Consider the following 26,311-nt stretch of genomic DNA (forward strand, 5'->3'; position numbering starts at 1 on the left):
CCTTATCCGATGTTCGACAGTTTCAGCAGATGACGCAGGTCGTTGAGCAGATCCTTGCCTTTCACGCTCGGGTCGTAGCGCAGTACGAGGTTGCCGTGGGGGTCGATGATCCACAATTGCGGTGTGGCCTTGTCGCCGGTGGCTTTGCTGAACGCAGCGCTGTCCAGCGGATAGCGTTGCAGCTGCGGGTATTCGCGGGTCAGCTTGGCCTCGTAGTCGGCGCTCAACGGTTGCGCGGCGGCGAGGGCGTGGCTGGCGCGACCGGCGTCGCGACCGAGGCCGATCTGGATCTGCCGGGCGAGGTACACCAGTTGCTGGCAGTCCACCGCGCAATCCTTCGGCGCGGTCACCAGCATCTGCCAGCGCTGCTCATCGGCCTGCACACCGAGGTCGGCGCGGGTCTGGCCGTTGCCGAGCAGTTCGCCGTGGTAGCTGCGACCTTCCGGCACCCAGAACTGCAATTTGTACATGCCGGTGGCGAGAATCATCGGGCCGACCACGCCGAGCAGAATCAGCAGCAGCTGGATCCGTCCACGGCGGCGGGTGGCCGGGGTTTTCGCCTCAGACATGCTGGGTGGATTCATGGCCGTTCCCATGGTGTTTCTCCTTTGCGTTGTGCAATCCAAGGTAGATGTAGAGACCGAGCAGGGCGGTGGCCATGGCGAACCACTGCACGGCGTATCCAAGGTGTTTTTCCGGGCCCATCGCAACGACTGGCCAGTCGGCCTCGTAGCTGGCGGGGCCGGGTTCGGCGCGAAGTTCGTAGGCGAAGCCGTCGCGTTCGAGGGTTTTCCACAGCTTGGCCGGCTCCACGGCGGTGATGGTTTGCGGCCAGGTGCTGCTGGCGGGGTCGGCGTGCAACTGGAAGGTCGCGCCGGGGGCGACGTAGACCCAGGCGTCCAGGTTCACCGCGTCGGCGGGGGTAGCGAATTGCGGCGTCACCCGACGATCCGGCCACGGCAGCCAGCCGCGATTGACCAACAGCCACTGGCCGCTGGCCCGATCCTGAAACGGTTGCAGCAGCTCGATGCCGACCTTGCCGTTGCGCTGACGGTTATCCAGCAGCAGGCTGTGGGTGCCATCGAACTGGCCGTACAGGTGCACGCGGCGAAAGGCCGGGTCGGCGCTGTGCAGCAATTCGCTGCTGGCCATCGGATCAGCCGCGCGGCGCTCGGCATAAGTGGCGAGCAGGGCGGTTTTCTCCGCCCCCCGGCCCAGTTGCCAGAAGCCCAGCGACACCAGCAGCGGCAGCAACAGCGCCACCACCACGGTCGGTATCACGCCTGGGCGGAAGCGCTTCATGGCTGCGCCACAAAGTCAGTCGTCGCGCTCGCTATACTCAACTGCATCGCCTGTCCCCCGGAGTTCTTCCCATGCTCAAGGCAGCCATTGTCGTGCTGCTGATTGCCACGGTGATCAGCCTGTTCAGCGGCCTGTTTTTCCTGGTCAAGGACGACAGCAGTTCCAATCGCCTGGTGATCGCCTTGAGTGTTCGGGTGGCATTGGCCGCTGCCACTGTCGGCTTGATTGCCTGGGGCTTTTACAGCGGCCAACTGGTGTCGCACGCGCCTTGGTGATCAGTGCTCAGAGCACATAAACGAAGATGAACAGGCCGATCCACACCACATCAACGAAGTGCCAGTACCAGCTCGCGGCCTCGAAGCCGAACTGATGCTCGGCATCGAAATGGCCCTTCATGATGCGCATCAGCATCACGAACAGAATGATCGTGCCGATGGTCACGTGCGCGCCGTGGAAACCGGTGAGCATGAAGAACGTCGCGCCGTAAATACCCGAACCCAGAGTCAGGCCCAGTTCGTGATAGGCGTGCATGTATTCCTCGGCCTGCAAGGCGAGGAAGCCGCAGCCCAGCAGCACGGTGATCGCCAGCCAGATTTTCAGCGCGCCGCGATGGCCCTTCTTCAACGCATGGTGGGCGATGGTGATGGTCACGCTGGAGCTGACCAGCAGAATTGTGTTGATCAGCGGCAGGCCCCACGGGCTGATGACTTCCTTGGGCGGCGGGAACAGTTTCGGGTCAGGCGTATGCAGCAGCGGCCAGGTGAACTGGAAGTTCGGCCAGAGCATGTGCGCGATGCCTTTCGGGCCTTCCCCCCCGAGCGCCGGGCCGGAGATGTGCCGCACGTAAAACAGCGCACCGAAGAAGGCGACGAAGAACATCACCTCGGAGAAGATGAACCAACTCATGCCCCAGCGGAACGAGCGATCCAGCTGCGGGCTGTACAGCCCGGCGCGACTTTCCTTGATCACCGCACCGAACCAGCCGAACAGCATGTACGCCAGCAACAGCCCGCCGACGAAAAAGATGTACGGGCCGTGGGATTCCGGGCGCGCTGCCTTCAGATCGTTGAACCAGGTCGCCAGGCCGTACACGGTGATGACCATGCCGAAGGTGGCGATGATCGGCCATTTGCTCTGGGCCGGGACGTAATAGTGCTCATGAGTTGCCATTTATTGTTCTCCTTATCGGGCACGCTTAACCGCCAGTGTTTGCAGCCACCGGAGGATGTCGGGCGGTGATATCGAACAGCGTGTAGGACAGCGTCAGGTGCTTCACGTCCTTGGGCATGTCGCGGTCAATGATGAAACGCATCGGCATCTCGATCTGCTGACCGGGCTGCAGCACCTGCTGGGTAAAGCAAAAGCATTCGGTCTTGTGGAAATACGCCGCCGCTTCGCTGGGTGCGATACTCGGCACGGCCTGGGCGCTCATCGGTTTGTCGGTGGGGTTGCGGGCGACGAAGATCATCTCGTTTACGCCGCCGGGATGGGTCACCAGTTCCTCACCCTTGGGGTAGAACTCCCACGGCATGTCGGCGTTGTTCATCGACAGAAACTGCACGCGCACCTGCCGCGAGTTATCCACCACCTGCTCACCCTCGTACTGCCCGGCGGTCTTGCCGTTGATGCCGAAGGCCTTGCACATCACGTCGTAGATCGGCACCAGGGCAAAACCAAAGACAAACATCGCCACCACCACCCCGAGCAGGCGGGTGACCAGTTTTTTCAGCGAGATCGAGTCAGCCATGATTTTCAGCCTCAGCCGAGATCCCCTGTGGGAGCGGGCTTGCTCGCGAATGCAGTTCATCATTCAACACATGAGTGGAATGATCTGACGCATTCGGGAGCAAGCCCCCTCCCACAAAGGCAAGGCGTTTCATTTCACTTCCGGCGGCGTAGTGAAGGTGTGATATGGCGCCGGTGACGGCACGCTCCACTCCAGGCCTTCCGCGCCGTCCCACGGTTTGGCCGGGGCTGGCGGGCCGCCGCGGATGGTCTTGATCACGATGAACAGGAAGAAAATCTGCGTGGCGCCGAACATGAACGCGCCGATCGAGGAGACCATGTTGAAGTCGGCGAATTGCAGGTTGTAGTCCGGAATCCGTCGCGGCATCCCCGCGAGTCCCACGAAGTGCATCGGGAAGAAGGTCAGGTTCATGCCGACGAACGACAGCCAGAAGTGCAGCTTGCCGAGGGTTTCGTCGTACATGTGCCCGGTCCATTTCGGCAGCCAGTAGTACGCCGAGGCGAAGATCCCGAAGATCGCCCCCGGCACCAGCACGTAGTGGAAGTGCGCGACCACGAAGTAGGTGTCCTGGTACTGGAAGTCCGCCGGGGCGATGGCCAGCATCAGCCCGGAGAAACCGCCGATCGAGAACAGAATCACGAACGCCACGGCGAACAGCATCGGTGTCTCGAAGGTCAGCGAGCCTTGCCACATGGTGCTGGCCCAGTTGAACACCTTCACCCCGGTCGGCACGGCGATGAGCATGGTCGCGTACATGAAGAACAACTCGCCCACCAGCGGGATGCCGACCACGAACATGTGGTGCGCCCAGACGATGAATGACAGGAACGCGATGCTCGCCGTGGCGTAGACCATCGAGGTGTAGCCGAACAGCGGCTTGCGCGAGAAGGTCGGGATGATCTGGCTGACGGCGCCGAAGGCCGGCAGGATCATGATGTACACCTCGGGATGGCCGAAGAACCAGAACACGTGCTGGAACAGCACCGGGTCACCGCCACCGGCGGCACTGAAGAAACTGGTGCCGAAGTGGATGTCCATCAGCATCATCGTCACGCACCCGGCCAGCACCGGCATCACCGCGATCAGCAGGAACGCGGTGATCAGCCAGGTCCAGACGAACAGCGGCATTTTCATCAGGGTCATGCCGGGGGCGCGCAGGTTGAGGATGGTGGCGATCACGTTGATCGCACCCATGATCGAACTGATCCCCATCAAGTGGATGGCGAAGATGAAGTAGGTAACGCTTTCCGGCGCGTAGGTGGTGGACAGCGGCGCGTAGAACGTCCAGCCGAAGTTCGGCCCGCCGCCGGCGGTGAACAGGGTCGAGACCAGCAGCAGGAACGCCGCCGGCAGCAGCCAGAAACTGAAGTTGTTCATCCGAGGCAGGGCCATGTCCGGCGCGCCGATCATCAGCGGGATCATCCAGTTGGCGAGGCCGACGAACGCCGGCATCACCGCGCCGAAGACCATCACCAGGCCGTGCATGGTGGTCATCTGGTTGAAGAACGCCGGTTCGACGATCTGCAGCCCGGGCTGGAACAGCTCGGCGCGGATCACCATGGCGAACGTGCCGCCGAGCAGGAACATGCAGAACGCAAACCACAGGTACAGCGTGCCGATGTCCTTGTGGTTGGTGGTCAGCACCCAGCGCATCAGGCCTTTGGCGGGGCCGTGGGCGTGGTCGGCATGACCGTGGTCATCGATTACAGCGCTCATGGCCGGTCTCCTTTACGTGAGTGGACAGGGCTGGCCGGGGCGCGTTGCCCCGGCCGGTTCACGAAGTACGCGATGGACCGGCTCATTTGCTTTCCGCCTGTTTGAGCTCCAGCACTTCTTTTGGCGTGACCATGTCGCCCTTGTTGTTGCCCCAGGCGTTACGTTCGTAGGTCACCACCGCTGCGATATCGACTTCCGACAACTGCTTGCCGAATGCGGCCATGGCGGTGCCGGGCTTGCCGAAGTAGACGCGGTGCAGGTGGTCGGCTTTCGGGCCGGTGGCAATCGGCGAGCCCTTGAGCGCCGGGAACATCGGCGGCAGGCCCTGGCCTTCGGCCTGGTGACAGGCCACGCAGGTGGTGTGATAGATCTTGTCGCCGCGTTCCTTGAGTTCGTCGAGGGTCCATTCCTTGCTGGTCAGCTCCTTGAGCTGCGCGGCTTCGGCTTTGCGGTCGGCGAGCCACTTGTCGTAGTCGGCCTTCTCCTTGACGTCGACCACGATCGGCATGAAGCCGTGATCCTTGCCGCACAACTCGGCGCACTGGCCACGGTACAGGCCGGGCTTGTCGATGCGCGTCCAGGCTTCGTTGACGAACCCCGGGATCGCATCGCGCTTGACTGCAAAGGCTGGCACCCACCATGAGTGAATGACGTCGGCGGAGGTCACAAGGAAGCGCACCTTAGCGCCGACCGGCAGCACCAGCGGCTTGTCGACTTCGAGCAGGTAGTGCTCGCCCTTGGCTTCCTTGTTGTGGATCTGTTCGGCAGGGGTGGCCAGGTTGCTGAAGAACTCGACGTCCTGACCGAGGTATTTGTAGTGCCACTTCCACTGATAACCGGTGATCTGGATATCGATATCCGGCTCACTGGTGTCGTACATGCGGATCAGGGTGGCGGTCGCCGGAACAGCCATCGCCACCAGAATCAGCAGCGGGACGACCGTCCAGAGAATCTCGACGGTGGTACTTTCGTGGAATTTTGCAGCGACCTGCCCGGTCGAGCGGCGATGCACGATCATCGACCAGAACATGGCGCCGAAGACGATGATCCCGATCACCACACAGATCCAGAAAATGGTCATGTGCAGGTCGAATACTGCGTGACTGATTTCAGTCGCTCCAGGCGCCATATTCACAGTCCAGGCCGCTTGAGCCGGGCTGAAAATCGACCACAACAGGAGGCCCATCCAGACGTGTGGATGTCGCATCATTGCGGGTTCCCCTTATCGTTCTTGTTATCCCGTAGGCGCAACGCCTTCGGCAAGGGAGCGGCTGCATCAGACTACGAACTTGAATCGCCGGGCCTTGCTGCGGGTGCAGTCGGGCGTCATCAGCTAACTCCATTCAATGGCGAGTATAGACAGCCACCGGGAATTGCAATGTCGTCGCGTAAATGATCAGAAACAGCCAAGGCTTGCGCTCAAGGGCACGAATGGAGAAGGATGCAGACGAGTGGTGGCAAACCGATATAACGCAGGTGTATCAAGGATGAAATAATTATGACAAATGCGTCTTAGCATTTTTCGTAAGCCAGCTAAGTTATGTCTTCCCTATTTCATTGCCTTGTTTCCTGGAGTTTTCATGAACACCGCCGCATTGCGCGAGCAGATCCAAAAAGCCCGACAAACCGAAAATGAAACCGGACGCCTCAAGCGACAGCTGGAAGCCAAGCTGCCTCATCTGCATTCGGCCATCCAGTTGCCGGACGCTAACCGCGAAGAAGCGCTGACGAGCTTCGTCACCGCCTATATCGACGAAGTACCAGACATGCTGGACGCAGCCAATGAAGTTGCCAGGGAAGCGGGAATCGAATCGCAGATCAAACCGGTGCTGAAAATCGCCGAGCAGTACTTCCTCCAGCCGCCGGTCGGTCTGGACAGCCTGCTGGACGAAGCCTATCTGGCGCACCGCTTTGTCGAAGAGGTCAACGACCTGTACATCAAGCACCTCGGCCAGCCACTGATCCCTTTGGACATGACGGTCGCCAATCTGATTGCTCACCAATTGCTCGGTGAGGAATTTGCCAATCAACTGGATGAAGTCGTGCATCTCACCATCGACAAGATGCTCGACGATGAGAGTTTTGCGCTGGAATCGGTAGAAGCCTACCGCGACAAGTTGAGCAGCCCGGACACCGGTGCCGCGTGGAAGCGCTGGCCGTGCATGGGCCGCCGCCTGGGCGTGGGCCTGGAGCTGGATCAGCCCGCCGCCTGATCCCGAATTGCACACCATTCCAATGTGGGAGGGGGCTTGCTCCCGAAGGCGGTGGGTCAGTCAATATCAATATCGACTGATCCACCGCCTTCGGGACAAGCCCCCTCCCACAGGGTTTCTTTGCAAGCGGGGGATTTAGCCAGCCGCACCGATCCCGGTATTAGTCCGAACCCGTCCCTCAAGCCGTCGCTTCAACCCGCGCGACTCGATCACCAGTTTCGACCCCTTCGCCGCATTCGCCCGGCCCCATTCCTCCAGCAACTCCAGACACGAATGGTCGATGTAGCTCAGGTTATTGAGCGGCACGTGCACCGTCGTCCCCGCTGGAATGCTGCCCAGCACCTGGGTCAGCGCCGGCACCTTGAGGAAGGTCGCCGCGCCCACCAGGCGCAACTCCATTTCGCCGTCCTGCGGCAGGTCGATCAGGCTGATTTTCAGACGCGAAGCCTTGAACGCCAGTTTCAGCATCGTCAAACCGAAACCGATCAACACACCGGTCAGCAGGTCGGTGAAGATGATCGCCAGCGCCGTGGCGGCGTAGGTGAACATCGGCATCCGCCCGTAACGGCCCAGGCCGCGAAACGCTTTGAGATCCACCAGTTTGAACCCGGTATACACCAGCACCCCCGCCAGGCTCGCCACCGGAATGCTTTGCAGCACGCTCGACAGCAACAGCACGAACGCCAGCAGCCACAGACCGTGGAAGATCGTCGAGTAACGGGTGGTCGCACCGGCCTGGACGTTTGCCGAACTGCGCACGATCACCCCGGTCATCGGCAGCGCACCGACCAGACCACAGAGCATGTTGCCCACGCCTTGCGCCGACAGCTCACGGTCGAAATCCGAGCGCACGCCGTTGTGCATGCGATCCACCGCTGCGGCGGACAACAGCGTTTCGGCGCTGGCGATGAACGCCACCGCGAATGCCGCGATCAGCAGGGTTGGATCAGCGAGGCTGAGCAGATCCGCCGGTTTCAGCCAGTCGATGGCTTCGGCCAGATTGGCCGGCACCTCGACCCGTTTCACCTGCAACGCCAACAGCAGGCTGGCAACCGTCGCCAGACCGACGCCGAGCAACGCACCGGGAATGAAGCGCAGCGAATGCGGGCGAAACTTCTCCCACAGCCACATTACCGCAATGGTCGCCAGCCCGAGCAACCCGGCCTGCCAGCCGAATGACGGCAAGGCCTGCGCCACCGCCCCGGGGAATGCCGTGAGGTTATCCAGCCCGGACGGTTGCGGCTTGGCATCGAGCATCACATGCACCTGCGACAGCACGATCAACACGCCGATCCCGGCGAGCATGCCGTAGACCACCGCTGGCGCCGTGACCCGAAACCAGCAACCGAGCTTCAGGCGCCCGGCCACCAGTTGCAGGAAACCCGCGAGCAGCAGAATCGGCCCGAGCATCTCGATCCCGTGCTGGCGCACCAACTCGAACACCAACACCGCCAGACCCGCCGCCGGCCCGCTGACCTGCAACGGCGAGCCCGCCAGCCAACCGACCACCAGACCGCCGATGATCCCGGTAATCAGACCTTTGGCCGGCGGCAGCCCCGAAGCGATCGCAATGCCCATGCACAATGGCAGGGCGACCAGAAACACCACCACCGAAGCCAGCAGCTCCCGTGGCAGAACCGCTTTCAATTGAGCAGCACGCATGGTGACTCTCCCGAAGTTTTCTTCAGGCATGGCGAGGCCGGGCCGCTGCAACAGCGGCCGGCGTCAAACCACACAGATTTTTAGGAAGATTTAGAAGCGCGCTTTGGGCGTCGCCACCGGAATCGGATGGCTGCCGTCGAGCGGCAGGAAGCGTCCCTGATCCGCGTCGTAAGCTTTGATTTCGCTGGTTTCGATGTTGTAGACCCAGCCGTGAATGAACAGTTGACCGTTCGCCATGCGTGAGGCTACAGAAGGATGGGTACGCAAGTGCTGCAGTTGGGCGATGACGTTCTCCTCGGTGAGGATCGGCATGCTTTCTTTTTCGTCGGCGCAATTACAGTTTTCGTGCACCATGGTTTTTGCCACTTCGGCGTGGCGCAACCAGGCTTTGACCGTCGGCATTTTTTCCAGGCTTTCCGGATTGAGCACTGCGCGCATGGCGCCGCAATCGGAGTGGCCGCAAATGATGATGTGTTGCACGCCCAGCGCCAGTACCGCGTATTCGATGGCGGTGGAAACGCCGCCGTTCATCTGGCCATAAGGCGGCACGACGTTGCCGACGTTACGGGTCACGAACAGATCGCCGGGAGAGCTCTGGGTGATCAGTTCGGGGACGATGCGCGAGTCGGCACAGGTGATGAACATCGCCCGTGGCGATTGCGCCGTGGCGAGTTTCTTGAAGAGTTCTTCCTGCTGCGGGAAGACCTCATGATGAAAATGCAAAAAGCCGTCAACGATCGTTCGCAGCGCTGCATCGGCGGATTCCGCCCCAGGGACGGCTTGCGCCGACGCAGCCAACGGCTGTTTATCCTTGTCACTCATGATTCATCCTCTTTGGCGGATTCGGGGAGTCATTCCCGTGTATTCCGGTGTGAAGCCAGTGGCTGTTTAAAACATCCGGGTCATCCAGACCCGTCAGTCACTCGATGAACAAGGTAGCCGTCGAAACTTAACTCAAACTGAATCAAGCGCTCTAGAACGTGTGTTCCAGGTCACAAAAAATGTGACTGGTTTATTCCGACAGAAGGATTCCAACCCATCAAACATAAGCTAATTGTCGCTAAATCAGTGCCATCTGGCGACCCGGCGGGCAGAAGGCAGTGCAATCGAGGTTGTAGCCTTCACGGTGGTTTAAACCGAGACGTTTAATGGCTTTGGCGAAACGCTGCGCGAGCAGGTCGGCGAAGGGTCCCTCGCCGCGCATCCGCGCACCGAAACGGCTGTCGTAGAGCTCGCCGCCGCGGCTCTGGCGGATCAGGCTCAGCACATGGGCCGCGCGTTGCGGATAGTGCGCTTGCAGCCATTCCTCGAACAGCGGTGCCACCTCCAGCGGCAGGCGCAACATCATGTAGGCGGCGCTTTGCGCGCCAGCCGCATGAGCTTCGGTCAACAGGCTTTCGATTTCGCTGTCGTTGATCATCGGAATCATCGGCGAACACAGCACCCCCACGGGAATCCCCGCCTCGCGCATCACCCGGATCGCCCGCAATCGAGCTTTGGGCGCCGCGGCGCGGGGTTCGAGGATGCGTTTGAGTTCGTCGTCCAGCGTGGTCAGGCTGATCATCACCGCCACCAGCCGTTGCTGCGCCAGCTCGGTGAGCAGGTCAAGGTCACGCAGGATCAGCGACCCCTTGGTGACGATGGTCACCGGGTGCCGGTAGCGCAGCAGCACTTCGAGGGTCTGGCGGGTGATCCTGTGCTCGCGTTCGATGGGCTGATACGGATCGGTGTTGGAACCCAGATTGATCGGCGCGCATTGGTAACCGCGTTTGCTCAACTGTTCTTCAAGCACCTGGGCGGCGTTGGTCTTGGCGATCAGCTTTGTCTCGAAATCCAGCCCCGGCGACATGTCCCAATAAGCGTGGCTCGGTCGCGCATAACAATAGATGCAGCCATGCTCGCAGCCGCGATAGGGATTGATCGAACGATCGAAGGGCAGGTCCGGCGAGGTGTTGCGGGTGATGATGGTTTTCGCGGTCTCGATCATCACCTCGGTGTTCTGCGTCTCGGGCACTTCCTGATACCAGCCGTCATCCTCGACCACCGAACGATTCGGCGCGAAACGGTTGTGCGGATTGGTCGCGGTGCCGCGACCGCGGGGAGGCAAGGGCGTGTGCATCGGATGTGTCCTGATGGCTGTATGTGCATACAGTATCGCTGGCGAGAGGAAACAGCCAGTGCCGTTCGGCGATTCGGCGATTCGGCGTCGGGAACAGGACATCCGGTTATTGATTGATACCGGTCATACTGCAATCCGGAGACACATCTTCCAAGTAGCAGTACAACTTGCGATGTCGTTAGTATTCGCTTTGTTGCACTACTGCTATTCAATATTTAAAAGGAATTAAATGTGTCGAACTTTAATCATCGTGGCATCTTTCTGCAGAAACTGGGTCCGACTCCGGTTGATCCGGATGAAGTGCTGGTGTCCATGCAGTTTGCGCTGAAGCAATCCGGCTGGGACGCGGAGAACGCCGTGCCGACCGACGCTCTGTTGGATTCGCGGATCATCATTGCGTCGTCCTATGACGGTGGAAAAACTTTCGATGTGCGCAATGACAAAGATGTCGATGGTGACGGTGATATTGATGCGGATGATAAAGCCAAGTTGCTGGCGTTGGCCAAGGCTTATGTGAATATCATGAATCCGTAATATGCAACAGACGCTACCATCAGTTGTAGCACAATACAAAAAAGCCCTGCCCGTATTAAATACGGGCAGGGCTTTTTATTAGTTGCTGTGAGTTACCTGGCCGAGATCATCAGCCGAAGTGGTTGTCATGTCGCTGCTGCGTAAATGACTGACCTCGTTCGCGCTCACCGGCGCCCCTTTGTTGCCCCAGCTGCCACGAATGAAACTCACCACATCCGCCACTTCCTGATCCGACAAGCGCCAGGCGAAACCCGGCATGGTGAAGGTCGATGGCGCCGTGTGCGTGGCCGGCAGGGTGCCGCCCTTGAGCACGATGTGGATCAGCGAGGTCGGATCCTCCGATTGCAGCACCGGGTTGCCCGCCAGTGCCGGGAACACCCGGGTGTAGCCATGGCCGTCGGTACGGTGGCAGGCCGCGCAGTTGTCGATGTACACCGCCGCGCCGCGCAGGCTGTCGTCGCCGTTCCACAGGGCTTTGGCGGCTTTCTCGTCGTACTGGTGCGGCTGGTCCGCCGGATCATTGGCTGGCAGCGACTTGAGGTAGCGGGCGATCGCGGTCAGGTCGGCGTCGGTCATGTACTGCATGCTGTGGGTGACCACATCGCTCATGCCGCCGAACACCGCGCTGCGGTCGCTGCGCCCGGTCTTGAGGAATTGCACCAGTTGCTCTTCGCTCCAGCTGCCCAGGCCATCCTTGTGATCACCGCGCAAACTCTTGGCGATCCAGCCTTCCAGCGGCGCACTGCCGGCGAGGAAGTTTTTGCCGTCGGTGGCGCTCAGGGATTTTTCCTGCATGGTCAGGGCCCGTGGCGTATGGCAGGCGCCGCAATGGCCAAGGCCTTCGACCAGATAGGCGCCGCGGTCGATCACCGGATCATCCGAGGTGGCCGTGTAGTCCTCGACCTTCGGCGCAAACAGCCAGCGCCAGCCCATCAGCGGCCAGCGCATGCTCAGCGGCCATGGAATGTCGCTGGCCTTGTTCTCCTGCGCGACCGGTTCGACGCCGTGCATGAAGTAGGCGTACAACGCTTTCATGTCGCCTTCGCTGACACGGGCGTAGGACGGATACGGCATCGCCGGGTACAACGTACTACCGTTTTTGGCGACGCCGTGACGCACCGCTTTGTCGAAGTCCTCGAAGCTGTAGTCACCGACACCGGTTTTGTCCGGGGTGATGTTGGTCGAGTAGATCGAGCCGATCGGCGTTTCCATCGGCAGGCCGCCGGCGAACGGTTTACCGCCCTTGGCGGTGTGGCAGGCCACGCAGTCACCCGCGCGGGCGAGGTATTCGCCTTGTTTGATCAACGCTTGATCGACGTCGGCGGCGTGCACGGCAGCGCTGCCGAGCAGGGCCAGGGTGGCGATAACAATATTCTTCATGGTCATCGCTCCTTATGCCTGAACCAGCGGGCCGGGGTTTTTCAGGTACTGCTCGCGGATCGCCTTGGCCGACCAGTAGGTCAGGGCGGCGACCAGCCCGGTCGGGTTGTAACCCAGACCCTGCGGGAATGCCGAAGCACCCGGCACGAACACGTTGTGCACGTCCCAGCTCTGCAAGTAACGGTTCAACGCGCTCTTCTTCGGATCGGTGCCCATGATTGCGCCACCGTTGAGGTGGGTGGTCTGGTAGGCCGCGGTGTTGAAGTGGTCACCGACCTGCTTGCCGATTACCGCGATGGCTTTCGGGCCCATGGCTTGGGCGACCTTGCCCATTTTCTCGACCATGAAGCGGTTCATCTTGATGTCGTTTTCCTGCCAGTCAAAGGTCATGCGCAGCAGCGGCAAACCGTAGGCATCGCGGTACACCGGGTCCAGATCGAGGTAGTTGCCACGGTAGGACTGATGCGCGCCGTGGGCGTCCATCGACACCTGGTGGGTGTAGTAATCGGCGGTCGCGCGTTTCCATTGGCTGCCCCAGGCCGGGGTGCCGGGCGGGTTCGAGGTGCCGGCAATCGGTCGGCTGCCCGCCTGGTTGACCCACATCGGCGAGCCGCCGACGAAGCCATGCGGGCCGTGGTCGAAGTTGTCGGCGTTGAAATCATCCAGCGCCACGCCGTTGCCGCCGGCGCCGATGAAGTTGTTGGTGTGGGTGTCCTTGTCGAAGAAGGCCTTGATGGTCGCCATGTTCTGGTAGGCGAAGTTACGCCCGACCACGCCTTCGCCGCTGATCGGGTCGTACGGTTTGCCGATGCCCGAGAGCAGCATCAGGCGCACGTTGTGCAGTTGGAAGGCGCCGAGGATCACCAGATCCGCCGGTTGCTCGATCTCGCGGCCCTGGCCGTCGATGTACGTCACGCCGGTGGCCTTGGACTTGGTGCTGTCGAGATTGACCCGCAGCACATGCGAGTTGGGCCGCAGCTCGAAATTCGGCAGGGGCTTGAGCGCCGGCAGAATGTTCACGTTCGGCGACGCCTTGGAATACATGTAGCAAACGTAACCGCTGCAGAATCCGCAGAAGTTGCACGGGCCCATCTGCGCGCCGTAGGGATTGGTGTACGGGCCTGAGGTATTTGCCGACGGCAGGTTGTAGGGTTTGTAACCGACCTCTGTCGCCGCTTTGCCGAACAACTGTGCGGAAACGGTGTTTTTCTGCGCCTCCAGCGGGAACGAATTGGAGCGATCCGGTGCGTACGGGTTACCACCCTTGCCCTGACCGACCAGTTGGCCCTTCACGGTCCAGGCCTGGCCGGAGGTGCCGAAGACTTTTTCGGCGAAATCGAAGAACGGCTCCAGCTCTTCATAGCTGACGCCGAAGTCCTGGATGGTCATGTCCTTGGGGATAAAGCTTTTGCCGTAGCGTTCTTCGTAGTGACTGCGCATGCGCAGTTCGATCGGATCGACGCGAAAGTGCACGCCCGACCAGTGCAGACCGGCACCGCCGACGCCATTACCCGGCAGGAACGCACCCAACTGACGGTTGGGCAGAGCGATGTCGTTGACGCTGTGGCGGATGGTGACGGTTTCTTTCGAGATGTCTTGAAAGAGTTTTTTGCGCACGCTGTAGGTGAGTTCGTCGATCACCTGCGGATAGTTGCCGTCGGGGTAGGTGTCCTGCATCGGCCCGCGCTCCAGCGCCAGCACGTTGAGCCCGGCTTCGGTCAGCTCCTTGGCCATGATCGCGCCAGTCCAGCCAAAACCGACGATCACGGCGTCGACCTTTTTCATTACGGTTGCCATGCTCAAGCCCTCTCGCCGCGAATCGAAACTGCCGGGAAGGGGTATTGCTCGTTGCGTTCCACCCAATCCATGAAATCGGCGCGGGCGCCGGGGAAGCCGATCAGGGTCCAGCCGACCATGCCTTTATTGCCGCCATGGATCGGGTCGCAGAAGAACCCTTCCTTGGTGTTTTGCAGCAGCAGGCTGAAGAAAATCTTCGCCGGAACCGCATCGAACTGCGGTTTGCCGGCTTCGAGCTGCTTGAGCAAATCTTCTCGGGTAGCGCTGTCTTGCTCGGCAAATGTTTTACCGTTGAGCGATTTTGCCCACTGATCCGTGGCGGCGATGCCCAGGCGATAGATCTCTTTCGGCACCAGTTTGCTCTGCCAGCCCATCTCCGGCGCAGCGTCGGCGTTGAACGGCCCTTGCATGTACCACAGGGCACCGGCGGCGTACGGGGTGTTCATCTGGCGGTCGATGTATTCCGGCACACCGGCTTCCAGGGCCCCCGGGCCTTGCTCGTCGTTGGGGATCAGGTGCGCCACGGCGGCGTTGATGAAGGCCCATTCCTCGGCGGTGAAATAGCTCGGCTGGTAAGCGCTGGCGTCAGCCTTGGCCGGTGTGGCTGCTGGCGCCACCGGGGCAGCTTCAGGCGCAGCTTGCAATACGCTGCTGCCCAGACTGGTACCGGCGAGGGTGACCACGGGAATCAGGGTCAGGGATTTGCGCAAGAACTCACGCCGCGGGTTGTCTCGATCTGCATCAGACATGGGGGTGCACCTCATCAGGCATTGATGGTTGTCCGTTTCTGCGAACGGCTTGAGCATTTTTTCGTCGCGGCGTGGCCCGGTGGTTGACCGGGAAAAGGGGGACGCCTGCAACATCGTGTGACAAATGGTAGCAGGCTACACATCGGGATGAACCGATTCAGCGGAAAAAGCCATAGTTTTTTATTCGGCGCTCGATGAAATCCCATGGATTCACAATTCTTTGACAAGTGCCTCACAGGGCTTTGACTGTCGGAAGTAGAAGCTGCGAGGCCTCTCATTGATGAATTCCGATACGGTCAGCCCAGCATGTCTCGAGTGCGTCTTTTTCCTGCTTTGTGTTTGTCGCTTGTTGCCCTGCTGCACTTGATGCCGGCCCAGGCTGACGCCTCCACGCCATCGCGCCCGCCTGAGTGGGCGCAACCGGTGGAAGTGCAGTACAACCTGTTCCAGATGTCGCCGACGTTGTACCGCAGTGCCTTGCCGGATGGCGGCGTGGTGCCGTTGCTGAAGAACCTCAAGGTGGTGACGGTGATCAACTTCCTGCCGGAAGCCGACGATCGCTGGCTGTCCGAGCCGGGCATCAATCAGGTGCAGTTGCCTTATCGCACCAACCATGTCGATGACAGCGATGTACTCAAGACCCTGCGTGCGATTCAGGCTGCCGAAGCCAATGGCCCGGTGCTGATGCACTGCAAGCATGGTTCCGACCGCACCGGCCTGATGGCGGCGATGTACCGGATTGTGGTGCAGGGCTGGAGCAAGGAAGACGCGTTGCGCGAAATGACCGAAGGCGGGTTTGGCGAAAGCGGTCACTTCAAAGACAGCGTGCGTTATGTGATGCAGGCCGATGCCGACAAGCTGCGCACCGCGCTGGCCAATGGCGATTGCAGCACCAGCGCCTTCGCCACCTGCTCGATGAAGAGCTGGCTGCAGTCGGTCAATCTCAAGTAAGCCGCACCCTCCACGGCATTGCACCGTGGAGGGCTTTTCGCCGGCTCAGTCTTCGGACTTTTTCTTCAGCTTCGGATTCGGGAAGAACTGCACGGCCTGGACGGTTTTGTCCGGCGCCGGCTTGAGCGCGCTGGTATTGACCCGCGTGCCCAGTTCCTTGGGCACCGACAGCCCTTGCTCGTTCAGCGTATCCGAGTAACCGCAGGCCACGCACTCACGGTGCGGCACGCTGTCCTCGTTCCACATCATCAGTTTGTCCGGCTCGCTGCACGCCGGGCAGACAGCCCCGGCGATAAAGCGCTTCTTGGTAATCACAGGTGCCTCACTCATGCTGCTGCGTCCTCACTCAGGCCGCTATGGCGCAAGAGTGCGTCAATCGATGGCTCGCGGCCACGGAAGTCGACGAACAGCACCATCGGTGCCTGCGAGCCGCCGCGCGCCAGAATCGCTTCGCGGAAGGCGCGACCGGTCTCGGCGTTGAGCACGCCGTCTTCTTCGAACCTGGAGAAGGCATCCGCCGACAGCACTTCCGCCCACTTGTAGCTGTAATAGCCCGCCGCGTAACCGCCGGCGAAGATGTGCGCGAAGCTGTTGGGGAAGCGGTTGTACGCCGGTGGACGCATCACCGACACCTCGTCGCGCACGCCTTCCAGCACTTGCGCCACGCTGCGGCCATCACCGTGGGTGGCGTGCAGTTCGAAGTCGAACAGCGAAAACTCCAGCTGCCGCACCATCATCAGCCCGGACTGGAAGTTCTTCGCTGCGAGCATTTTTTCCAGCAGGTCTTGCGGCAGTGGTTCGCCGGTTTCGTAGTGACCGGAGATCAGCGCCAGGCCTTCCGGCTCCCAGCACCAGTTTTCCATGAACTGGCTTGGCAGCTCGACCGCATCCCACGCCACGCCGTTGATCCCGGAAACACCAGCGTGATCGACGCGGGTCAGCAGGTGATGCAGGCCGTGACCGAATTCATGGAACAGCGTGGTCACTTCATCGTGGGTCAGCAGCGCAGGCTTGCCGCTGTCGGCCGGGGTGAAGTTGCACACCAGGTTGGCCACCGGGCTTTGCAGCACGCCGTCGACGGTGCGGCGACGGTCGCGAGCGCCGTCCATCCACGCACCGCCACGCTTGTTGGCGCGGGCATACAGGTCGAAGAAGAAGCGGCCGACGTGCTGGCCGTTTTCCTTGATTTCGAACAGGCGCACATCCGGGTGCCAGGTGTCGAAGCCTTTCAGCTCGGCGATTTCGATGCCGTACAGGCGCTGGACGATGGCGAACAGACCGCCGAGGACTTTGTCGATCGGGAAGTAGGCGCGCAGGGTTTCCTGAGCGACGCTGTAGCGTTGTTCACGCAGCTTTTCGCCATAGAAACCGCTGTCCCAGCTTTGCAGATCGGCGCAGCCCTGTTCGGCGGCGTAGGCGCGTAGTTGTTGCAGATCCTGCGCGGCGAACGGTTTGCTGCGCTTGGCCAGGTCGCGCAGGAAGCTCAGCACCTGATCGCTGGACTCGGCCATTTTGGTCGCCAGGCTCAGCTCGGAGAAGCTGGCGAAACCCAGCAGCCTGGCCAGCTCCTGACGCAGGTCGAGGATTTCTTCCATCACCGGGCCGTTGTCGTTCTGCCCGGCATTCGGGCCTTGATCCGACGCACGGGTGCAGTAGGCGGCGTAGACTTCTTCACGCAGCGCACGGTCCTGGGCGTAGGTCATCACCGCGTAGTAGCTCGGGAATTCCAGAGTGATCAACCAGCCGTCGAGGCCTTTGGCCTGGGCGGCAGCCGCCATTTGCGCCTTGGCCGAATCGGTGAGGCCGGCGAGGGCGGCTTCGTCGGTGATGTGCTTGGTCCAGGCTTGTGTGGCGTCGAGCAACTGGTTGGAGAAGCGGCTGCCCAGCTCGGACAGTTTGCTCTGCACTTCGGCGTAACGCTTCTGTTCGGCTTCCGGCAGGTCGATACCCGACAGACGGAAATCGCGCAGGGCGTGTTCCAGAATGGTTTTTTGCGCCACATCGAAACCGGCGGCTTCCGGGCTGTTGGCCAGCGCTTCATAAGCCTGGAACAGTTCGCGGTTCTGGCCCATCTCGGTGGAATAGGCGCTCAGGGCCGGCAGGCACGACTCGTAGGCTTCGCGCAATTCAGCGCTGTTGCACACGGCGTTGAGATGGCTGACCGGACTCCAGGCAGCGCCGAGGCGATCGTTGAGTTCGTCCATTGCCAGCACCAGACCGGCCCATGTCGGGTTCTGGCCCTGGGTCTTGAGAATGTCGGCGATGGCGGCGCGGTTGTCGGCCAGGATCGTTTCGATGGCTGGCAGCACGTGTTCGGCACGGATCGTGGAGAACGGCGGCAGGTCGTAGGACTGCAGAAGAGGGTTGTTCACGCTCACGGTTGGCACCTTGGCTGGAAGAAACATGCGCCCATCTTAATTACAATCGACACTCACCGCAGCTATCGGCGACAGAGAGAGAACTTATCGTGCCCGTTCGCAAGTACCAGAATCACACCCCGCAACTCGGCAAAGGCGCGTTTGTCGACGCCTCGGCGGTGGTGATCGGCGACGTTGAAATCGGCGAAGACAGCTCCGTCTGGCCGCTGACCGTGATCCGTGGCGACATGCACCGCATCCGCGTCGGTGCGCGCACCAGCGTGCAGGACGGCTGCGTGCTGCACATCACCCACGCCGGACCGTTCAACCCGGACGGCTTTCCACTGCTGATCGGAGACGACGTGACCATCGCGCACAAGGTCATGCTGCATGGCTGCAGCGTCGGCAGCCGCGTGCTGATCGGGATGGGCAGCATCGTCATGGACGGCGCGGTGGTCGAGGATGATGTAATCATCGGCGCCGGCAGCCTGGTGCCACCGGGCAAGCATTTGCAAAGTGGTTTCCTGTACGTCGGCAGCCCGGTAAAGCAGATCCGCCCGCTGACCGACAATGAACGCGCCTTCTTCACCTACAGCGCGGCGAACTACGTGAAGCTCAAGGACCTGCATCTGGCCGAAGGCTACGACCAGCTCTGAATCGACTTACACCTCCTCAGGATTTCTCATGCATTACCAGACCGTACTGTTCGACCTCGATGGCACCCTGACCGACCCGCGTGAGGGCATCACCCGTTCCATCCAGTTCGCCTTGAGCAAGCTCGGCATCGACGAGCCCGACCTGACCAAGCTCGAACACTTCATCGGCCCGCCGCTGTTGCAGGCGTTCATGCAGTTCTATGGCTTCGACGAAGCGAAAGCGTGGCAAGCGGTGAATTTCTATCGCGAGCGCTTCAAGGTCTCAGGCCTTTACGAGAATCGGGTGTTCGATGGCGTCACGCCGTTGCTGGAAACCCTGAGCGGCCAAGGGCGACAGCTGTATATCGCGACCTCCAAACCGTGGGAATTCGCTCGGGAAATCGCCCGGCACTTCGACTTCGCTAAACACTTCAAGGTGATCTACGGCAGTGAACTGGATGGCACGCGGACCAACAAGGTCGAGCTGATTGCGCATCTAATCGCCGAAGAAGGGCTGGATCCGACCAATACGCTGATGATCGGCGACCGCAAGCATGACCTGATCGGCGCGCGCAGCAATAGTGTGGATGCGGCGGCGGTGGGCTATGGTTTTGGCAGTTTTGAAGAGTTGAATGCCGAGGCTCCGGCTTATCACTTTGAGACTTTGGCTGAGCTTCATCAGGCGTTTTTGCGGCGCTGATGAGTCCGTCTTCGCGAGCAAGCCCGCTCCCACAGGTGAGCAGTGGGCGCAGGTTCACCTGAATCTATGTGGGAGCTGGCTTGCCAGCGATGAAGCCGGATCAGCCGACATCAATTCAAGATCCGGCCAAAGCTTTCAAGGCCGCTTTACGCTCCGCGACAGCTAAACCACCCAGCTTCTCAACCTCAACATAAAACCACACCCAATCCCCCCCAACCTGCCTGAACAACGCCGCAAACGCCGGCACCCACTGGTCATACAGTCCAAACGGCAACAACCGCGCATTGTTCAGCGGCATATTCACCCAGGCGTCATAGCGCTTGTCCCCGGCCCACTGGCTGTCGCGCATCGCCCGGTAATCGCGCCTGAACCGCTCGAACTCCGCCGCTTTACGCTCACGCATCTGCTCGGCCGGCAGCGGCTGTGCGTAGAGTTCTTCAAGCCGCGACCGCGTTTCGAGTACCAGTTCAATGAACTGATCCCGCTGCTTGAGCTTGGCATCGGTGTCCGGTGGCAGGCCACGAAATGCCCGCCACTGGCGGGTGCCTTCCTGCTCGACAAACGTGGCAAAGGACTCGTTGAACTCGGTGTCGTCCTTCACATAGAAACGCTGATGCGCCAGTTCATGAAAGATCAACGTCGCCAGACGCTCATCGCCCCAGCCCATCATCGAATTGAGGATCGGGTCATTGAACCAGCCTAGGGTCGAATAAGCCTCGACGCCGCCAATCGACACGTCCATGCCTTGCAGGCGCTGGAGCGCCGCCTCGCCACGGGCGGCGCTCTGGCTGTAGTAGCCGCGATAGGCCACACAACCGGCGATCGGGAAGCAATGGTTCTGCGGCTTCAGGGAAAACTCCGGGGTGGCGAACACGTTCCACACCACATACGGCCGGCTAATGTCGGCGTACAGCCGATAGCTCTGGTTGTCCGGCAGGTGCAAGTGCTCGCTGGCGAAGACTCGGGCCTTTTGTGACTGGATCAGGTGCGTGCGCAGGGTTGCATCGCGGCTCGGGTCGGCAATCACCTTGGCCACTGGCTCACGGGCGCGCAGCAGCTGCAACTGACCACCGGCCAACTGGCTGTAATAGCTGACGCTGGAACAACCGTTGAGCAACAAAAGCATCACACCCGGAAACAAAATCCGAAAAACGCGATCAAGTAACCCATGGCTTGGAAGCGGCCTGCTCAAAATAAAAATCCTTTGGAAAGTCTGCCCGCAAGACTATCCCGCCATTTGGAGCTTCGCTATGCGCAAGTTGATGCTGACAGGAGGCCTGCTGACGCTGGCCGGTTGTGCCGGTTTCGGAATGCCCGATCCTGACCCCTCGCAAGCCTGGATCGATCTCGATGCCCGGCAGCAGGACACCGCGCTGCAAGCGCTGAAGGTCGATGACAAGGCGACCGTCGATAAACGCTATTTTGAAGTCGAGCCCGGCAGCCACCAATTGCAGGTGCGCTATCAATTCCCGGTCGCCGCGAGCAACATCGGCCCGGATGCCGAGCCACTGTGGCGCGACTGCCAGTTGAAAGTGAAATTCAAGGACTTCAACGCCGGTCAGCGTTATCAATTACAGGCCGGCAGTATCGGTTTCCGGCCATGGGCGACGCTCTATGACGAGCAGCGCAACGTGGTCGGCAAAGGCACACCGGCAGGCTGCCAGCGCAGCTGATCGGCGCTATGCTGGAGGTCCGAATCCTGGGACATCCATCATGCGCAAGTTGATGCTGTTGCTCGCGGTTGGCGCTATCGCCGGCTGCCAGACCCCGTTGCCACCGGTGGATCCACAAATGGCCTGGGTCGATTTCTCGACCCCGACCCCGGGCGGCAAGTTGCTGATGGCCGAGCGCCTGGACAATCAGCGGCTGACCGACGGACGCTTCTTTCAGGTGACGCCGGGCAGCCATGAGCTGCGGGTGCGCTTCGACTTCGAGGTGTTTGGTGGCGGCGGCAGTCTGATGACCGGTCCCGTCGAGCGTCTGTGCTATCTGTACATCCGCTACGACCATTTCGAGGCCGGCCAGCGTTATCTGCTCGAGGGGCGTTCGCTGGGCTTCACACCTAGCGCCCGGCTCTACAACGCCAAGCGCGAGATCGTTGCCGAAGATCGTGACATGAACTGCCTGACCTGAGATGAATCAGTTGCTGTTTTTCTGATAGATGATCGCTTTGGTGCCGTAATCGCAGGTGCCGACGACCATCGCCACGTCGTGCTTGTCAGCCTCTTCCTTGCTGACGATTTCCAGCGTGTAGGAGGGCACGGCGTTAGCCTGGATCTTTACTTCGATTTCGTTCTTGAGTTCTTCGCAGTCTTTGGGCGCGGCTAGAACCGAGGTGGCCAGTGCACTGCAGAGGATCGCCAAGCCAATACGTTTCATTTTGTAGCTCCTGAGGCAGCGCGCACGGGTGTGCGCTGAAGCTGCTGTCACTTATTCGACCATATTTTTGCAGCGCGGGTTCTGACTTCGCTCACATCTTCAGACTGTGGTGCCATTCAGATCGCCTTCGCGAGCAAGCCCGCTCCCACATTTGAAATGCATTCCAATGTGGGAGCGGGCTTGCTCGCGAATAGGTCAGTCAGCGCTGACTCAGTTGACCAGCGAAGCCTCAAGGGTGATCTTCGCATTCAGTACTTTGGACACCGGGCACCCTTCCTTGGCCTTGTTGCTCAGCTCTTCGAATTGCGCCTGCGTCGCCCCCGGGATTTTCGCCTTGAGGATCAGCTTGATCGCGGTGATGGCAAAGCCACCCTCGACCTGATCCAGCGTGACTTCAGCCTGGGTGTCGATGCTCTCGGCCTTCAGGCCCGCGTCACCGAGAATCATCGAGAATGCCATGGAAAAACAGCCGGCATGCGCCGCGCCGATCAGTTCTTCCGGGTTGGTACCCTTGCCGCCCTCGAAGCGGGCCTTGAAACCATAAGGGGCTTCTCTGAGGACGCCGGTCTCGGTAGAGATCGAGCCGATGCCGGTTTTCAGATCGCCTGCCCAATGCGCGGATGCTTTCTTCACGATAGCCATGTCTGCCTCCTCAAGATCTGGCACGGAACGCCGCGCCGTCGTGGTTTTTGCTTGCAAGGCTTCTGAGGATAGACGCCGGGACAAAGTTCAGCCCGAGTGAATCGTTGACTTTTTTAGTAGGATTTTTCCCTCAGCTATTGAAACTCGGGTATATGCCCTCATTGCACAGAACACGCTTATGAATTCGGCAGGTTTTCGTTCGCAAGAAAAAACCTGCAGACCACTCGGAGACGCAGGTTTATGAAGCAACTGTCCGATGTAAAATTTTCCACCCTCGATCTGGTGCCGGTGCGCGAGAACGGCAGCCCGGCGCAATCGCTGCGCAATTCGCTGGACCTGGCGCAGCACGTCGAGAAATTCGGCTACACCCGCTTCTGGGTGGCTGAACACCACAACATGGACGGCATCGCCAGCTCTGCCACCTCGGTGCTGCTGGGTTATCTGGCCGGCGGCACCTCGACGATTCGCGTCGGCTCCGGTGGGGTGATGTTGCCTAACCACGCGCCGCTGGTGATCGCCGAGCAGTTCGGCACCCTCGAAAGCCTCTATCCGGGACGCATCGACCTGGGTCTGGGACGTGCGCCGGGATCCGATCAGATGACCGCACGCGCCCTGCGCCGCGAACGCTCCGGCAGTGCCGATGACTTTCCGGAAGATGTCGCCGAGCTGGCGCGCTTCCTCGGCCCGCGCACCCCGGATCAACGGGTAATTGCCATGCCTGGCACCGGCACCAACGTGCCGATCTGGTTGCTCGGGTCCAGCCTGTTCAGTGCGCAACTGGCCGGTGAGCGCGGTTTGCCTTACGCCTTTGCCTCGCATTTCGCCCCGCGCTTCATGCACGAGGCAATTCGCGTCTACCGCAACCACTTCAAACCGTCGGCGGTGCTCGACAAGCCGTACGTGATGCTTGGCGTGCCGCTGGTGGCGGCCGATACCGATGAGCAGGCGGAGTACCTGGCGACCTCGGTGTATCAGCGAATTCTCGCGTTGATGCGTGGGCAAAGTCTGGTGCAGCGCCCGCCGGTGAAGACCATGGATGGTCTGTGGCTGCCGCATGAACGTGAAGCGGTGGGCGATTTCCTTGGCCTGGCGATGGTCGGCAGTCCGCAGAAAATCCGCGCGAAGCTGGAGGTGCTGGTCGAGCAGACGCAGGCCGATGAGCTGATCTTCACCTGCGATCTGTATGAGCACGCTGATCGCCTGCACTCCTACGAACTGCTGGCCCAAGTCATGAAGGGTTGACTCTGGAATACGGCCCTTGTGGGAGCGGGCCTGCTCGCCAAGACGGAATGTCAGACCCCTTGGATGTCGGCTGACATAACGCTTTCGCGAGCATGCCCGCTCCCAAATTGGGAATGTGTCGCCCACAAAAAAGCCGACGCATTTGCGTCGGCTTTGTCATTTCATGTCAGATCAATGGCGTTTGTAGACAATCAGCTTTGTGCCACCTTCGCAGGTGCCGACGGTTTTGCCATTGGCACCGGTATCGCCGGCCTTGTCGACAATCTGCAGCGCATAACCATGTACGCCCTTGGCTTCCAGCTTGTCCTTGATTTCCTTCTCCAGCTCGTCACACGGCTTGCCAGCAGCAAACGCGCCACCCGCAAGGCTCAACAAACCTACTGCCAATATGAACTTCTTCATCGGTCGCACTCCCTGGTCGGATTAAAAGAGGCGGGCACCGGCTCTGCCGATGCACTCACCTTGTAGCGCTTTGCCATTCCTATGGCACTCGGCCAGCGCGCAAGTTCAGAAGCGTAGCCCAAACTCAGCTGCTGGCAATGCGGAAGCCGACTTTGAGTGTTACCTGGAAATGCGCCGCCTTGCCGTCCTTGATGTGGCCACGGGTATCGACCACTTCAAACCATTCCAGATGCTTGATGCTCTTGTTGGCTTCGGCCAGCGCGTTGTTGATGGCGTCTTCGATGCTGCTGGCGGACGAACCGACCAGCTCGACTTTCTTGTAGGTGTGATGGTCACTCATGGCGATCTCCTAGGGGTGTGGAATTGAGACTAGCAGTGAATCTGCACTGTTGATTTCGGCGGCTCGATGCAAGCGAAGTTCAGATTTTCTGCACTTTCTCAAACCACTGAAGTCCCAAACAACACACGCCACTCATCACCAATGCAGGAGAGCCACCATGGCCAACACCTCTTTACGTAAAGCCTCGTTGCAAAGCATGGAAGCCGAGATCGAGAGTCTGCTCAAATCGTTGGAAAGCCTGAAGGACGACGCGTCCGACGAGTCGCGCAAGACCCTCAAGGCGCTCAAGAGCAACGCTGAAAGCGCGCTGAAACATTCGCGCAGCCTGCTCAGCGATGCCTATGAAGAAGTCAAAGTGAAAACCCGCGAGACCGGCATCGCTACCCGCGATTACGCTCAGGAACATCCTTGGACCACCGCCGGTGTGGCGGTCGGTGCAATCGGTCTGCTGGCCGCTTACTTGCTGTTCAAGCGCGGCGAGTGATCCGACTGGCGCAGCTCATTCTTGAGCCACTGCGCCAGTTGCCGGGCGCGTCCGTCTGCGGCGCGCTTGGGTAGCCACAACGCCAGTTGCGCCGGGGTTTCGCAGAAGCCCCACGGCGCAACCAGGCGACCGGCCTTCAAGTCCTCGGCCACCAGCGGCTCTGGCGCGATTGCCACGCCGAGTCCGGCCACTGCTGCTTCCAGCAGATAATACAAATGCTCAAAACCTTGCCCCCACTTCAACGCCCTAGCGTCGAGGTGATTCTGCTGTGCCCAACTCGGCCAGGCTTGCGGCCGTGAGGTGGTGTGCAGCAGCGGCTCGCTGAGCAAGGCTGACGCCGCAGCTGCTTGCAGGCGTTGATAACCGCTGAACAGCGGGCTCATGACCGGGCCGATGCGTTCTGCGGCCAGTTCGTAGACCTGCATGTCGGCCGGCCATGGCGGCTCGGCGAACAGCAGCAAGGCGTCGAGGCCGGGGCGCCGGGGGTCGAGATCACCTTCACCGGCCGACAGGTGCAGTCGCAAGTCCGGCAAGTCTGCGTTGAGCCGCCCCAGTCGCGGGATGAACCAGCGCGCCAACAGACTGCCGGAGCAGCCGAGCACGAACGGCGCGTCAGCGGTGCTTTGCGTCAGCTCGGCACACACACTGCGCAAGCGATCAAAGGCCTCACCGCTGGCGTCGCGCAGACGCACTCCGGCATCTGTGAGTTTCAAGCCGCGACCATCCTTGACGAACAGGCTCACGCCCAGATGCTCTTCGAGCACTTTGAGCTGGCGACTGACCGCGCCGTGGGTGACGTGCAGCTGTTCGGCCGCCTGACTGACGCTGTTCAGGCGGGCGGTGGCTTCGAACGCGCGCAAGGCGTTCAGCGGGGGAAGGTCGTGGCTCATGGGATCTGTGAGTTTTCCTGACAGGTTGTGGCGATCTTATCGGTTTTCAGCCTGGAAGGTCAGGGGTAGA

At 60.7% G+C, this 26,311-nt stretch carries 30 protein-coding genes; 10 read left to right on the forward strand and 20 right to left on the reverse strand.

What is annotated here, in order from left to right:
* Positions 1-2: 2 nt before the first annotated feature.
* Complete coding sequence (locus ACIOUG_RS10250; RefSeq protein ID WP_401064936.1) at positions 3-596, reverse strand: hypothetical protein; 594 nt, start codon at positions 594-596, stop codon at positions 3-5.
* On the reverse strand, positions 562-1,302 hold the full coding sequence (locus tag ACIOUG_RS10255) for an SURF1 family protein (RefSeq protein WP_401064938.1): 741 nt from the start codon (positions 1,300-1,302) through the stop codon (positions 562-564). The genes ACIOUG_RS10250 and ACIOUG_RS10255 overlap by 35 nt, the downstream gene beginning before the upstream one ends.
* Positions 1,303-1,373: 71 nt before the next feature.
* Between ACIOUG_RS10255 and ACIOUG_RS10260 the strand changes: the two genes are divergently transcribed.
* Positions 1,374-1,577, forward strand: coding sequence for a twin transmembrane helix small protein (locus ACIOUG_RS10260; RefSeq protein WP_041073718.1), 204 nt, complete (start codon positions 1,374-1,376; stop codon positions 1,575-1,577).
* Between the two features lie 7 nt (positions 1,578-1,584).
* On the opposite strand, the gene ACIOUG_RS10265 is transcribed toward ACIOUG_RS10260, so the two are convergent.
* The 4 genes from ACIOUG_RS10265 to coxB all read right to left on the reverse strand — a co-directional run bounded on the left by ACIOUG_RS10265 (position 1,585) and on the right by coxB (position 5,975).
* Entirely contained in the window at positions 1,585-2,472 is an 888-nt protein-coding gene (locus tag ACIOUG_RS10265) for a cytochrome c oxidase subunit 3 (RefSeq protein ID WP_282412655.1), read from the reverse strand.
* A gap of 25 nt (positions 2,473-2,497) precedes the next feature.
* Complete coding sequence (locus ACIOUG_RS10270; RefSeq protein ID WP_003220348.1) at positions 2,498-3,049, reverse strand: cytochrome c oxidase assembly protein; 552 nt, start codon at positions 3,047-3,049, stop codon at positions 2,498-2,500.
* A 129-nt stretch (positions 3,050-3,178) separates the two neighbouring features.
* Positions 3,179-4,765, reverse strand: a complete 1,587-nt coding sequence (gene ctaD, locus ACIOUG_RS10275) for a cytochrome c oxidase subunit I (RefSeq protein WP_007962785.1) — start codon at positions 4,763-4,765, stop codon at positions 3,179-3,181.
* An 82-nt stretch (positions 4,766-4,847) separates the two neighbouring features.
* On the reverse strand, positions 4,848-5,975 hold the full coding sequence (gene coxB / locus ACIOUG_RS10280) for a cytochrome c oxidase subunit II (protein WP_027610220.1): 1,128 nt from the start codon (positions 5,973-5,975) through the stop codon (positions 4,848-4,850).
* A 370-nt stretch (positions 5,976-6,345) separates the two neighbouring features.
* Between coxB and ACIOUG_RS10285 the strand changes: the two genes are divergently transcribed.
* Entirely contained in the window at positions 6,346-6,978 is a 633-nt protein-coding gene (locus ACIOUG_RS10285) for a hypothetical protein (RefSeq protein ID WP_401064944.1), read from the forward strand.
* Positions 6,979-7,113: 135 nt separating this feature from the next.
* Here the strand turns inward: ACIOUG_RS10285 and ACIOUG_RS10290 are convergent, their stop codons facing one another.
* The 3 genes from ACIOUG_RS10290 to ACIOUG_RS10300 form a co-directional block, all read right to left on the reverse strand.
* A complete protein-coding gene (locus ACIOUG_RS10290) occupies positions 7,114-8,640 on the reverse strand; it encodes a SulP family inorganic anion transporter (RefSeq protein WP_401064946.1) in 1,527 nt (508 codons plus the stop codon).
* 90 nt (positions 8,641-8,730) lie between these two features.
* Complete coding sequence (locus ACIOUG_RS10295; RefSeq protein WP_401064947.1) at positions 8,731-9,462, reverse strand: carbonic anhydrase; 732 nt, start codon at positions 9,460-9,462, stop codon at positions 8,731-8,733.
* A 238-nt stretch (positions 9,463-9,700) separates the two neighbouring features.
* Positions 9,701-10,759: a PA0069 family radical SAM protein gene (locus tag ACIOUG_RS10300; protein WP_401064949.1), complete on the reverse strand. Its 1,059-nt coding sequence runs from the start codon at positions 10,757-10,759 to the stop codon at positions 9,701-9,703.
* Positions 10,760-10,990: 231 nt separating this feature from the next.
* On the opposite strand from ACIOUG_RS10300, the gene ACIOUG_RS10305 reads away from it, so the two are divergent.
* Positions 10,991-11,293 (forward strand): hypothetical protein, encoded by a 303-nt coding sequence (locus tag ACIOUG_RS10305; RefSeq protein WP_401064951.1) that lies wholly within the window; start codon positions 10,991-10,993, stop codon positions 11,291-11,293.
* Positions 11,294-11,371: 78 nt separating this feature from the next.
* On the opposite strand, the gene ACIOUG_RS10310 is transcribed toward ACIOUG_RS10305, so the two are convergent.
* The 3 genes from ACIOUG_RS10310 to ACIOUG_RS10320 are packed head-to-tail and all read right to left on the reverse strand — an operon-like array spanning position 11,372 to position 15,219.
* The gene (locus tag ACIOUG_RS10310) at positions 11,372-12,673 is read right to left on the reverse strand and encodes a c-type cytochrome (RefSeq protein ID WP_401064954.1); all 1,302 of its coding nucleotides are present in this window, start codon (positions 12,671-12,673) and stop codon (positions 11,372-11,374) included.
* A 12-nt stretch (positions 12,674-12,685) separates the two neighbouring features.
* On the reverse strand, positions 12,686-14,470 hold the full coding sequence (locus tag ACIOUG_RS10315) for a GMC family oxidoreductase (protein WP_401064957.1): 1,785 nt from the start codon (positions 14,468-14,470) through the stop codon (positions 12,686-12,688).
* A gap of 2 nt (positions 14,471-14,472) precedes the next feature.
* Positions 14,473-15,219, reverse strand: coding sequence for a gluconate 2-dehydrogenase subunit 3 family protein (locus tag ACIOUG_RS10320; protein ID WP_401064960.1), 747 nt, complete (start codon positions 15,217-15,219; stop codon positions 14,473-14,475).
* Positions 15,220-15,525: 306 nt separating this feature from the next.
* Between ACIOUG_RS10320 and ACIOUG_RS10325 the strand changes: the two genes are divergently transcribed.
* The gene (locus tag ACIOUG_RS10325) at positions 15,526-16,170 is read left to right on the forward strand and encodes a dual specificity protein phosphatase family protein (RefSeq protein WP_401064962.1); all 645 of its coding nucleotides are present in this window, start codon (positions 15,526-15,528) and stop codon (positions 16,168-16,170) included.
* Between the two features lie 45 nt (positions 16,171-16,215).
* On the opposite strand, the gene ACIOUG_RS10330 is transcribed toward ACIOUG_RS10325, so the two are convergent.
* The gene (locus ACIOUG_RS10330; RefSeq protein ID WP_007962808.1) at positions 16,216-16,500 is read right to left on the reverse strand and encodes a YheV family putative zinc ribbon protein; all 285 of its coding nucleotides are present in this window, start codon (positions 16,498-16,500) and stop codon (positions 16,216-16,218) included.
* Positions 16,497-18,575 carry an oligopeptidase A gene (gene prlC, locus ACIOUG_RS10335; protein ID WP_401064964.1) on the reverse strand — a complete coding sequence of 693 codons (2,079 nt, stop codon included), beginning with the start codon at positions 18,573-18,575 and terminating at the stop codon, positions 16,497-16,499. The genes ACIOUG_RS10330 and prlC overlap by 4 nt, the downstream gene beginning before the upstream one ends.
* A 62-nt stretch (positions 18,576-18,637) precedes the next feature.
* On the opposite strand from prlC, the gene ACIOUG_RS10340 reads away from it, so the two are divergent.
* Both ACIOUG_RS10340 and ACIOUG_RS10345 read left to right on the forward strand, forming a co-directional pair.
* Entirely contained in the window at positions 18,638-19,183 is a 546-nt protein-coding gene (locus ACIOUG_RS10340; protein WP_401064967.1) for a gamma carbonic anhydrase family protein, read from the forward strand.
* A 28-nt stretch (positions 19,184-19,211) separates the two neighbouring features.
* On the forward strand, positions 19,212-19,862 hold the full coding sequence (locus ACIOUG_RS10345; protein ID WP_401064969.1) for an HAD family hydrolase: 651 nt from the start codon (positions 19,212-19,214) through the stop codon (positions 19,860-19,862).
* A gap of 115 nt (positions 19,863-19,977) precedes the next feature.
* Here the strand turns inward: ACIOUG_RS10345 and ACIOUG_RS10350 are convergent, their stop codons facing one another.
* Complete coding sequence (locus ACIOUG_RS10350; protein WP_401064971.1) at positions 19,978-21,054, reverse strand: aminopeptidase; 1,077 nt, start codon at positions 21,052-21,054, stop codon at positions 19,978-19,980.
* 58 nt (positions 21,055-21,112) lie between these two features.
* Here ACIOUG_RS10350 and ACIOUG_RS10355 point away from each other — a divergent pair, with 58 nt between their 5' ends.
* Both ACIOUG_RS10355 and ACIOUG_RS10360 read left to right on the forward strand, forming a co-directional pair.
* Positions 21,113-21,535 carry a hypothetical protein gene (locus ACIOUG_RS10355; RefSeq protein ID WP_401064974.1) on the forward strand — a complete coding sequence of 141 codons (423 nt, stop codon included), beginning with the start codon at positions 21,113-21,115 and terminating at the stop codon, positions 21,533-21,535.
* Positions 21,536-21,575: 40 nt separating this feature from the next.
* On the forward strand, positions 21,576-21,995 hold the full coding sequence (locus ACIOUG_RS10360) for a hypothetical protein (RefSeq protein WP_401064976.1): 420 nt from the start codon (positions 21,576-21,578) through the stop codon (positions 21,993-21,995).
* 6 nt (positions 21,996-22,001) lie between these two features.
* Here ACIOUG_RS10360 and ACIOUG_RS10365 read toward each other — a convergent pair whose 3' ends face one another.
* Together ACIOUG_RS10365 and ACIOUG_RS10370 are read right to left on the reverse strand one after the other, a co-directional pair.
* The gene (locus tag ACIOUG_RS10365) at positions 22,002-22,241 is read right to left on the reverse strand and encodes a DUF1161 domain-containing protein (RefSeq protein ID WP_401064978.1); all 240 of its coding nucleotides are present in this window, start codon (positions 22,239-22,241) and stop codon (positions 22,002-22,004) included.
* A gap of 210 nt (positions 22,242-22,451) precedes the next feature.
* A complete protein-coding gene (locus ACIOUG_RS10370) occupies positions 22,452-22,883 on the reverse strand; it encodes an OsmC family protein (protein WP_401064980.1) in 432 nt (143 codons plus the stop codon).
* Between the two features lie 240 nt (positions 22,884-23,123).
* Between ACIOUG_RS10370 and ACIOUG_RS10375 the strand changes: the two genes are divergently transcribed.
* Entirely contained in the window at positions 23,124-24,125 is a 1,002-nt protein-coding gene (locus tag ACIOUG_RS10375) for an LLM class flavin-dependent oxidoreductase (RefSeq protein WP_401064982.1), read from the forward strand.
* Positions 24,126-24,296: 171 nt separating this feature from the next.
* Here the strand turns inward: ACIOUG_RS10375 and ACIOUG_RS10380 are convergent, their stop codons facing one another.
* Both ACIOUG_RS10380 and ACIOUG_RS10385 read right to left on the reverse strand, forming a co-directional pair.
* Positions 24,297-24,527 (reverse strand): DUF1161 domain-containing protein, encoded by a 231-nt coding sequence (locus ACIOUG_RS10380; protein WP_401064985.1) that lies wholly within the window; start codon positions 24,525-24,527, stop codon positions 24,297-24,299.
* A gap of 124 nt (positions 24,528-24,651) precedes the next feature.
* The gene (locus ACIOUG_RS10385) at positions 24,652-24,867 is read right to left on the reverse strand and encodes a dodecin (RefSeq protein WP_007911688.1); all 216 of its coding nucleotides are present in this window, start codon (positions 24,865-24,867) and stop codon (positions 24,652-24,654) included.
* Between the two features lie 157 nt (positions 24,868-25,024).
* On the opposite strand from ACIOUG_RS10385, the gene ACIOUG_RS10390 reads away from it, so the two are divergent.
* Positions 25,025-25,351 carry a YqjD family protein gene (locus ACIOUG_RS10390; RefSeq protein ID WP_003220391.1) on the forward strand — a complete coding sequence of 109 codons (327 nt, stop codon included), beginning with the start codon at positions 25,025-25,027 and terminating at the stop codon, positions 25,349-25,351.
* Here the strand turns inward: ACIOUG_RS10390 and ACIOUG_RS10395 are convergent.
* Positions 25,324-26,241, reverse strand: coding sequence for a LysR family transcriptional regulator (locus ACIOUG_RS10395; protein WP_401064988.1), 918 nt, complete (start codon positions 26,239-26,241; stop codon positions 25,324-25,326). The genes ACIOUG_RS10390 and ACIOUG_RS10395 overlap by 28 nt on opposite strands.
* Between the last annotated feature and the right edge of the window lie 70 nt (positions 26,242-26,311).

The organism is Pseudomonas sp. NPDC087803 (genome assembly GCF_044742995.1).
In the GTDB taxonomy this organism is placed as follows: Bacteria; Pseudomonadota; Gammaproteobacteria; order Pseudomonadales; family Pseudomonadaceae; genus Aquipseudomonas.